The following is an 8,286-nucleotide window of genomic DNA, read 5'->3' on the forward strand; positions in this document are numbered from 1 at the left end:
CCACTGGGCAGTTCTTATTGGCCACCTACAGGCAGTTCTCATGTCCGCCCACGGGCAGTTTCCGATGTCCATTGACAGCGGTCTTCTGGCAGCGGGCCTGGCGATTGGTACCGCGCCCAGCGCAGGCGCTCAGTGTGGCGTCGATTGGATCAATCAGCAAACGTGCGACAACATCATGCGCGAGTACATGGTCGGGCAGAACTTCGACGTGTACCTCTCTTACCTCGTCCCTGATCCGAATGACCGGGCGGCCGTTAGGGACTACCTCTGGCACAGCAGGATCTGAACTCACTGCTTCCGTATCGGGACTTCCCGACCAGCAACGCGCTAGCGGACTGCCCCCGAGCCGCAACAGACTCCGTCGAAAGTAGACCGCCGCCACCTGACCGCTTGGACAACCAAATGTCAGACCTTGCGCTGCCGGGTAGGTGGCGGCACTTAAATGGCACCGCCGGCGCAAAGGGCATACGTTCACGACATGTCAAACAGGCGGGCAAACCGTTCGCTTACCCTGACGAGTAACCAAATGACCCAAAAGGCGCCAAGTCATAGGTCCGTGTAAGCGGGGCCTCTATGACGCCGGATCGGCGACCGTGACGCCGGCCGGCGTGCCAGTACCAGCCGCCTGTTCGGTGGGTGGCGAACTCGGTGCCGGACGCGGAGTCGGTTGGTGAATGGGTCCGGTGATCGCGTCGCGGGCGGCGGCTGCTAACTCGACCGTGGTGGCATACCGCTGGCCAGGGTCTTTGGCCATGCCGGTCGCGATGACTTCGTCAACCTGGGGGGCACATCAGGTCTGGTGACAGACGGCCGCGGCGGCGGCGTGTTCATGTGGGCCACGATTAGGCGCGGCAGCGTGTCAGCGGCGAACGGTGGTTCTCCGGTCAGGCATTCATAGAGCACACATGCGAGCGAGTAGATGTCGACGCGGGCGTCCTCTTCGCCCTGGAGGTCCAGGCGCTCAGGTGCAATGTAGGCGAAAGTCCCGATCATGTTGCCGGTCTTGGTCAATCGGGTGTCGTCGGCGACGCGGGCAATCCCGAAGTCGATCAGGTACGCACAGTCTCGGTCGTCGAGCAATACGTTGGACGGTTTGATATCACGGTGGATAAGCCCAATCTCGTGTGCTGCGTGCAAGGCTTCAGCGACTTGTCCGATGATGCGCACTGCGCGATGAGGTTCCAGCGGACCGTCGGTAAGCACAGTCCCGAGGTCGCGGCCCTTGATCAACCGCATGCTCACGAATAGCCGACCGTCGGTCTCCCCATAGTCGTAAATCGGCACGACATGGGGGTTTCTAATCGTGCTGCGGCGTGTGCTTCCCGGCGGAAACGCCGCTGAAACTCCTCGTCCTTCGACAGCTTCGATGACAAGACCTTGATGGCGACGACCCGGTCGATGACAGTATCGCGGGCGCGCCACACCTCACCCATGCCGCCCTCGCCGAGCATCGACAATAGCCGGTAGCGGCCGAACGGTGTCCCGTCCCCAGCGTCCTCCCCAGCCACAAGTCAGGATGCTAGCGATAGCCGCCAGCCCGCACAGCGGAATTGTGCCTGCGCAACACCTTCATATCCGTCACCCGGTGATGCAAGTCGTCGCCAGATCCCTCGTGGGCCGAAGCGGATATCGTCCTTATAGCGACTACAGTCCAGAGATGATCCGGATTGGAGCAACCTATGGATCAGTCGCATGAGCCTGAACCAGAAGGGCAACCATGGGCACGCCTTCGGGAGTGGTTCGGTGTCCCTCGGATGATCAACAAGGAGTGGACGGCGCTCTCGTATTTCTTCGCTTTCGTTGCAGGGGCGCTTCTAGTAGCCGCTCTGATCGCCTTTGTCGTGTTAATGGTGAGAGAGATTGCTTATCACCTCTGATTCACCTTGCGGGCCGTTGACACAGCCGATGAGGAACCCACTGGATGGTCTCCTACAGTGACTTCTATGACGGCCGGGCCATATTCGTGAGGATCGGCGGGCCGGATGGCTTCGGCAGCTACGGCCAACTCACAGTTACCACTGATGGACGCCTGCTGTGCCACGAATGCGGGGGCACCTACCTCCACTTAGCGACTCATCTGACGCGTTCGCATGGAGTCACAGCGGAGCGGTATCGCGTCACTCACGGCCTGCTGCTGACGATGCCGCTCGTCGCAGCCTCGGTGAGCCATCGGATGGCGCGGTCCTGGGAAGCCAACCGCGAGCAGAACCTGGAAGCTCTCGCCCGACACCGTGACCCGCTCCGGGCGCGCGAGAGCGCCCGGCCTGTGTCGCAGTGGACGGCGGCGACGCGGGCAGCCCGTGTGAAGCGCCTCGCCGAGCAGCGAGGCCGTGCGCTCACCGAAGCGGAAAAGCAGGAACTCGGTGGTGATTTGCCGATCACAGAGTGGTGTCGCCGCGTCCGCGGGCTGCTGGCAGGGGATCCGACGCTGAGCGTTGCGTCGATCAGCCGCAGCTTCGATATGTCCGCGAGCTGGGCTTACCGACGACTGCACCGTTACCCGCAGCAAGGCGATGAGCAATGTCGCTGATTGCGTTCATGGTCGAAGCTGTAGACGCCAGCAGACGCCAAGCTGCTGCACTTCCCACTGCACGAGACGCCCGTGTGCGACCGTCCAATGGGCGCCATCACAGTAATTACAGGTAGCTGTAACTATGGCGGACTGGGTGACCGTAGGTTTGTCAGCAGCGTCTTCGCTCGGATTCGGAGGCTTAGGCGCCGCCGGAATGAAAGCGTTCTTCGATCGCGTCGAGGGCCGGCACGTTTGGGAACGTGACCATGTGACCGAGCGGTATACGGAGATGCGCCGGACGGTCTTGCATCTGTGGTCCGTGTTTGTTCGAGAGGTAGAGCCCGTCCTCAAACAGATACCCGTGCCCGAACTGGACGTAGGCTTCCATGCGCTCGAGGAAGCCTACGGTCGGATGACTGATGCTTTGCAGGACACCAGTGTTGTTGCACGACAACGAGTTGCGCCGCTCTTGCCAGCAGTTGTTGGCATTGAGCATCGCGTGTTGGCGCCGCTTACACGGCCCAACGGACTCCCGAACATCGCAATCGATCGGATCGGTGATGAGGGGCGGTTCATCGCCCACTTACTTCACGTTCTTCTGCAAGCTATGCGAGTGGATTTAGGTCTCACCCCCCGCAGAAAACGAAAAGATGCCGACGCCAAAATCTCTGCGTTCCTGCAGTATTCAGAAATATCACGATCCTACTTCGAGATGGTTCCTGACGCTGCGGTTTACCAAAACATGCACTTGTACGGAATCCGCTGTCTAGCCCATGAGGACTACCATTACGGCGTGCCGGCCGAGTTCTTCGGCGCGTATTGCGCATCGCATTTTTTGCCGGAATTGGTGTCCCGCAACATCGAAGCATTGCTAATCGTCGACCCCGACAGAAATGTTGTCGCAGCGATCCGAGACGAGGATGTGCCTCCGGCACGGGCATTGATCCGGCTCCGGCAGATAGGCTTTACGGTGGAACATGGCTGTCACGCGTCGCCAGGCATTTCGGGCTGGCGCGAGATGGAAGATGGATCGAAGGCCTGGGTGTGGACTGCCGACTCCGGACTCAATGTCGCGCACGAATAACGCTGATTCGCGCGCTAGCTTGCGCATCGCCTGGGTCTCTGTCGTCAAATATGGATGGAATCTGTCATCAGGGCGTGAAAGTACATTAGCTGTCCTTGGGATCATCCGAAGGGTCGGCCGCGGTTGGATGTGTCCGTCGACGGTGAACCGTGACGTGTTGACCCAAGCGCGCAGCGTGTTCTTCTTTGCCGTCCAAAGCCGCGGGCAAAGGATTGCAGGCCGTCAGGAGCGTCTGTCCAATAGAGGCGCGGTGTTGATGTGAATTCTTCCAAGGCGTAGGCGCTTACAGCTTGTGGTGGGTCAGCAACAGATCTTGCAAACCGACCGTCAAGAAGCGGCGGAGGGTCAGCAGGCCCTTATCGCCGTGTTGGAGCCGGCCGATCAGCAAGTGAACGGGCGCACCGCGCCTGTGCTGCAACTGGTGCCCGACTCGAGGCTTGGTCGGTGATGCTGCTTTGCAGCGTTACCGAGCAGCGGAATGCAGCAAAGTGGAATGCATGGCCCGGCGGTCGTCGCGAACTTCCTCTATGGCGCGCTTCAGGGCCGCATCTGGGTCTTCGGCTCGCCCGGCTTCAGTTGCCTGCGAGCCACGGTCCAACTCGTCGTTGCCCATCTTTGCTCCTTACCTCTCAAGTTCTGCTATTGAGGCGCTCTGAGTGTACCTGCGCCCTGCCCGGCCCCCGGATGGCTTCCGCAAACAACACGCCGAGCGTAGCCGCAAACAACGACAACGTCGCGCCATGCCGTTTATCGAGCGTCCCGGCGACGGGCGCATCGATTGTCAGCAGTCCATAACCATCGTCTTGCGACCGAATCGGCGCGGTAATGAAGGTTTTGTAACCAACGCCGGAGCCGGCCCACTCAACCGGACTGCCTCTGTCCAAATCAGGTGCGAACACGAATGGATCTTTCCCGCATAACACTTGGAACGCCTTGTCTCCGCGCGGTGTTCCCTTAACAAAATCGCCCGGACGGTCCGGCCTCCCAGCTGTGTAAAGCGGAACCATCTTCGTCTGATCATCCGAGACGTTGTATACCACCGTTCGGATGCCAGGGATTGTTCCGAACGCCCGGAACGTGAGATCTCTGACCGCCTGACGTGCCGCGTTGAGTGCAGCAGCGACGCGATCATTCTTCGCCGGTACCAAGGCCACCGAGGCACCCAGCTCTAACAAGGGCTGAAGTACCTCCTCAAGCAGCTTCTCACGTCCGGCAGTCGTCTCGTCTAACGTCGCGCCTTGGCGTGCCCAATACAGTTGCAGAGCAGGGATGGCCGCCCCCACGACGATGAGGACCAGTCCGGCGACCCAGGCTACTGCCAGCACCCCGCCGCCGGATGCTAAGCAAGCCGCCGACACGGCAAGCGCAAATATTTTGAACTCGTCCAGCCAGTAACCGAGCCACAATGCCGTCACGACCAAAGGGTTCCTAGGCCGCTTCTGGTCAATGGGGTTGGGCCGCGCCACCGGGCAATAATAGACGCCACTACCAGACGAAAAGGCAAACAAATCCGCAACCGTGATATCACGATTAGGACCTTGTAATCGTGCAAACACCGCCGCGCCGGACCGCGGCGGCCGAAACTTCCGGACGCTATAGCCTCGGCGGCTTGTTGCCGACCCACAACTGCGGCGGCTCGTCCGAATGGTCCTCGCGCCGATGCCATCGCACCTCAACCTCGTCGCCGACACCCATAGCGTCGAGGCCCAAGAACTCGACTGAACTCCGGCCGTAGAAACGATCAACGGTCTTGGCCCGCAGGACACCCTCGCCGGATATCTGCACACCGAATTTGGTTGTGCCGGTGTCGTTCCACAGGTCGTAAAGCGATCCCTTGCGGTACGTGATACGCCAGGGAACTCCCTCCGCAAGCTCGGACTGCTCCTCGGCTCTGCGGTTTTGCTCTTCAAGGGCCGCCGCCGCCCGTCCAGCCTCCAACGCGGCTTGCCTTTGAGCGACCGCAGCATCCTCGGCCGCCTTTGTCGCGCGCTCGGCGTTCTGCTCGGCCCTGGCCTGGTAATGCGCAGCGGCGCTCTGGGCCGCTGCGGCTCGCTTGGCCGACACAATCGCCCAGGTCGTCGCCACCACTGTGACGACGACGCCGGCAAGGCTGATCCACTCCGCGGCTTTCACAACTGGAGAGCGTAGAGCGCGACACCGACACGTGTAGCGCGTCAGCCGCTTACCTGCCTAGGCGCGGGCGGAAGCGGCCCCCAGCGCAGCGACAACCGGCGCACCCGGAATCCCTCCCCACGCCCGGCAACTTGACGAATCTGGGCATCAACGTCGAGCGGCCGTCCAGCGACCACCTCCAAATCCGGGATACGGCGCATCCATTCGCTGATCAGCACGGTCAGTTGTGTCGGGACGAGACCGGCTCCTAGACATCGATGGGGGCCAGCACCCCATGTCCAATGCCGGTGACGCACAATGCGGCCGCCTACTGCCGCGATGTCGTCGCTGTCCTCACGGTTGGCCGACGCTAAGCGCAGCAGCACCGCTGAGCCGGCCGGGATGGTCACACCGCCGATTGTGGTGTCGCGGGTACACATTCGCACCACAACCCCGGGTTCGGGCGGCTCCAATCGTAGAATCTCTCCACGAATAGCCCGATCTGCTCAGGGTCGCGGCACAGCACAGCCCGAAGCTGCGGTGTGGACGCCAGCGCCAGCAACACGAAGGCTACGGTCGCCCTCACGTCGATTATGTTGAGGCACATCAGCGTTGCCAAACCGATGATCTCCTCGTCGGTGAGTCCGGTCGATATCAGCTTGTCAAAAGCCCCGGCAAGCGGTCGGCGCGGCGGTTGGTAACCGCCTGGGCCAGGTAGTCGCCCAGTTCCGTTGCTGCTTGGCGTGGGGCGTGCGGGTCGCCAATGCCCCCATCGGTCAACGTGACATTCACCAGCCTGGCCACCCGGATTGCGTCGCCGGCGAGCAGACCGCAGTGTGCCAATACCACTCCCGCTTCGTAGGGTTGCGCGATCTCGGCTATGGCGTCGAATGACCGCTGGCAGCGACCGCGCCAATCAGTGAAGCCGCCAACCCCTACAAGCCGGAATCAATCGCTGTACTTCACGTTGGCCGAAAAGCGGGGCCAAAATTTCGCGGAAGCGCGTGTGGTCCGGCGCGTCGAATCCTGCCGCAACCATCGGAATGGTTTCTAGGGCGTTGAACGGCCACGCTATCGGCAGAGCATCAGCTTCCGGGCAACGGCGCGACTAAAACCGCTGTGGATCGCGCAGCGCCGCCAGCACATCGCAGCGCCGCGACAGGCTGAACACCCGCGTACCCTCCACGCCGGTCAGAGGCAAGCTGTCGGCTTGGTCCCGCTCGAGGACCGGCCCTGCGTCGCGCAGCTTGCGCCAACCAGTCGCACGCTGGGCCGCCAGGTGGCCCAAAAGTCGAACGAATCAGTCATTTTGGTCGCCCTGAAGTCGGGGGCAGAGACCCTTGTTCTTTCATCAGTTGGATATGTCCCTGACCTCGCCGTTAAGTCGTACTCTTCAAAGATGAGCGCGCCAGCACCGCCGCCTCCTAGCCCGCCGCCAGGGTGGTATCCCGACCCGGCAGATCCCCGAGCGGAGTTGTTGTGGGATGGCCGCCGTTGGCGACTTGAGATGAAGAGGCCAGTGCACGCGGGGCCGCAAGTCGCGGGCGTTATTGCGCCTGGCTGGGCACCGGCCTCGGGGACGGATATGGGGCATCTGGCTCCCGTCGGCCCATCCCGACTCAGGCGGAGCCATGCCGGTATCTACTTCTGGGCGGGCACGTTCGTCGTTTTGGTTGCCACAGTCGTCATCATCATTTGGGGAGCCTCGACTCACGGGTTTCGAGACATGCATTCGTACAATTTGGGCCGGCAAGCAGGCATCTGGGATAAGGGCGTGGAACCCAGACGCGCCTACCGGGTGGGCTGCGACAGACTCCTCGAATGGGCTAACAAGGATGAACACGGGAGATTGAATTCGGCGGATTTCCTTGCCGGATGCTGGGAAGCTGAAGGCTAGCAAATGCCTCGGCCACGATTTGGACCCTGCTCCGCAGGGCTTCTTAACTGGGCTGTCGGGCGCGGCGGCGGGAGGCGTGGGGATGCCGGGTAGTGCCGGTGGGGTATTTCGCGGGTCGTGCAGTCCCTTCATGTCGGCCCCTAACTACTCCGCGGCGCCAGGGTCAAAGTCCGCCTTGTTTTGAAATAGGGGGGAGAAGTTCCTGGCCCCCGAGCGGTCAAAACCCGAGCCCTTTCAAGCAATTTCGGGGATGGTGGGGCGGGGCGCGCGCCAGGTGCATGGCGATGCGAGCTGTGACCGTTTGGAGCGCGTCCGAATGCGGTGACAATAGGGCGAATCATCCGAGACACTCTTACGAGACGCTGGGAGTGAGACTGACTTTCGAGACACCTCGACCAGGGAATACGCGTTGTAGACGGTGGAATACCTCGGTGTCTCGTATTTGCTCTATTTTGAGACTCCGGTTTGCAGTGATTGACAGCTGCCATCGGCAGGCATGACCACCTTCTGACTGCGATGTCCGCCTGGCGACGGGTCTCCTATGCTGGGTGCGTGTTAATCGGCGGTCCATGCGACGATCTGGTCGATGACGCGACGAACTGATTGTTGACGACGGTTGAAAACCAGGCCAGTCGCGACGGTTGAAAAGTAGGCCACCCGATCAGATTGGATGGGTGATCT

9 protein-coding genes are annotated in these 8,286 nt (G+C 61.5%); 3 read left to right on the forward strand and 6 right to left on the reverse strand.

Annotation, left to right across the window (positions count from 1 at the left end):
• Positions 1-286 (forward strand): hypothetical protein (locus AWC08_RS23905; protein WP_218621749.1); only part of this gene is annotated, 286 nt, incomplete at its 5' end.
• A gap of 422 nt (positions 287-708) precedes the next feature.
• Here AWC08_RS23905 and AWC08_RS23910 read toward each other — a convergent pair.
• Both AWC08_RS23910 and AWC08_RS39725 read right to left on the reverse strand, forming a co-directional pair.
• Positions 709-1,284 carry a serine/threonine-protein kinase gene (locus AWC08_RS23910; RefSeq protein WP_372513499.1) on the reverse strand — a complete coding sequence of 192 codons (576 nt, stop codon included), beginning with the start codon at positions 1,282-1,284 and terminating at the stop codon, positions 709-711.
• On the reverse strand, positions 1,239-1,508 hold the full coding sequence (locus AWC08_RS39725) for a hypothetical protein (RefSeq protein ID WP_069435397.1): 270 nt from the start codon (positions 1,506-1,508) through the stop codon (positions 1,239-1,241). The genes AWC08_RS23910 and AWC08_RS39725 overlap by 46 nt, the downstream gene beginning before the upstream one ends.
• Before the next feature lie 413 nt (positions 1,509-1,921).
• On the opposite strand from AWC08_RS39725, the gene AWC08_RS23915 reads away from it, so the two are divergent.
• Positions 1,922-2,530 carry a MucR family transcriptional regulator gene (locus AWC08_RS23915; RefSeq protein WP_069435396.1) on the forward strand — a complete coding sequence of 203 codons (609 nt, stop codon included), beginning with the start codon at positions 1,922-1,924 and terminating at the stop codon, positions 2,528-2,530.
• 124 nt (positions 2,531-2,654) lie between these two features.
• Positions 2,655-3,596, forward strand: a complete 942-nt coding sequence (locus AWC08_RS35800; protein ID WP_142283773.1) for a hypothetical protein — start codon at positions 2,655-2,657, stop codon at positions 3,594-3,596.
• A 463-nt stretch (positions 3,597-4,059) separates the two neighbouring features.
• On the opposite strand, the gene AWC08_RS36750 is transcribed toward AWC08_RS35800, so the two are convergent.
• The 4 genes from AWC08_RS36750 to AWC08_RS35805 form a co-directional block, all read right to left on the reverse strand.
• On the reverse strand, positions 4,060-4,209 hold the full coding sequence (locus AWC08_RS36750) for a hypothetical protein (protein ID WP_156803197.1): 150 nt from the start codon (positions 4,207-4,209) through the stop codon (positions 4,060-4,062).
• 16 nt (positions 4,210-4,225) lie between these two features.
• Positions 4,226-5,011: a hypothetical protein gene (locus AWC08_RS23930; protein ID WP_069435393.1), complete on the reverse strand. Its 786-nt coding sequence runs from the start codon at positions 5,009-5,011 to the stop codon at positions 4,226-4,228.
• Positions 5,012-5,189: 178 nt separating this feature from the next.
• Positions 5,190-5,729, reverse strand: a complete 540-nt coding sequence (locus AWC08_RS23935; protein WP_069435392.1) for a hypothetical protein — start codon at positions 5,727-5,729, stop codon at positions 5,190-5,192.
• A gap of 41 nt (positions 5,730-5,770) precedes the next feature.
• Positions 5,771-6,181 (reverse strand): cytochrome P450 family protein, encoded by a 411-nt coding sequence (locus tag AWC08_RS35805; protein ID WP_159460021.1) that lies wholly within the window; start codon positions 6,179-6,181, stop codon positions 5,771-5,773.
• Between the last annotated feature and the right edge of the window lie 2,105 nt (positions 6,182-8,286).

The organism is Mycobacterium gordonae (genome assembly GCF_002101675.1).
In the GTDB taxonomy this organism is placed as follows: Bacteria; Actinomycetota; Actinomycetes; order Mycobacteriales; family Mycobacteriaceae; genus Mycobacterium; species Mycobacterium gordonae.